This window comes from Polynucleobacter sp. 35-46-11 (assembly GCF_002281105.1).
This window is the reverse complement of record NZ_NCFJ01000702.1, coordinates 1-1119: the sequence shown is the minus strand read 5'-3', so window position 1 is coordinate 1119 and position 1119 is coordinate 1. Positions and strand designations below refer to the sequence as shown.

The window sequence follows — 1119 nt, the reverse complement described above, 5'->3', positions numbered from 1 at the left end:
TGTATCAAAAGTTAATGCAGAGACCTTCATTTGCAGAAACAGCGCCTCCAGCAGCCTAATTAAGCAATTACTACTGAAGTATGTGAGGGGTGCTTAGGCGGAAATAATGCCACCACCCAAGCAAATGTCACCGTCATACAGAACGGCAGACTGGCCAGGCGTAACTGCCCACTGAGCCTCGGGAAAAGCCAGCTCAAAGCTCAAGAGCCCCTCAGAGCCAGCGGTAAGAGTGCATACTGAGTCCGTCTGACGATAACGAGTTTTTGCGGAATACTGTCCCGGCGTAGGTGCAACCCCGGCAACCCAGCTGACATCTATTGCTGAGAGCTGATTCGCTAAAAGCCATGGGTGCTCGTGTCCTTGTGCCACATATAGAGTGTTATTCACTACGTCTTTGCGAGCGACATACCAGGCATCGCCATTGCCATCTTGACTGCCACCCAAGCCAATACCTTTGCGCTGTCCTAGGGTGAAAAAGGCAAGCCCCATATGCTCTCCCACCGTTTTGCCTTCAGGGGTTTTAATGGGTCCAGGCGTACGAGGCAAGTAGCGGTTTAAGAACTCACGGAAGGGGCGTTCGCCAATAAAGCAAATGCCAGTGGAATCTTTTTTGCGCGCATTGTGTAAGCCAATTTGCTCAGCAATCTTGCGCACTTCCGTCTTTGGGATCTCCCCAAGTGGAAAAAGAACGTTTGCCAATTGCATTTGGGTTAAGCGATGTAAGAAGTAACTTTGATCCTTGCTGGCATCAAGCGCCTTCAATAATTGCACTCGACCACCTTCATGTCGAACCCGTGCATAGTGGCCAGTAGCAATAGCATCTGCACCCAAACTGATGGCATGGTCTAAAAAGGCTTTGAACTTAATTTCCGCATTGCACAACACATCAGGGTTAGGTGTTCTGCCAGCTGCATATTCCCGTAAAAACTCCGCAAAAACGCGCTCTCGGTACTCGGCGGCAAAATTGACTGCCTCAACATCAATTCCGATCAGGTCTGCTACGGACACCACATCCAACCAATCCTGGCGGGCAGAGCAATACTCATCATTGTCATCGTCTTCCCAGTTTTTCATGAAAAGACCAATCACTTCATAGCCTTGCTGCTTGAGCATCCAGGC

Annotated in this window: 1 protein-coding gene; it reads right to left on the bottom strand. The window is 49.7% G+C overall.

Features of this window, described 5'->3' with window-relative positions; translation table 11 throughout:
* Positions 1 to 93 precede the first annotated feature (93 nt).
* Positions 94 to 1119, bottom strand: a 1026-nt coding sequence (gene mnmA / locus B7Y67_RS18945; protein ID WP_293599955.1) for a tRNA 2-thiouridine(34) synthase MnmA, incomplete at its 5' end; no start/stop codon positions are given.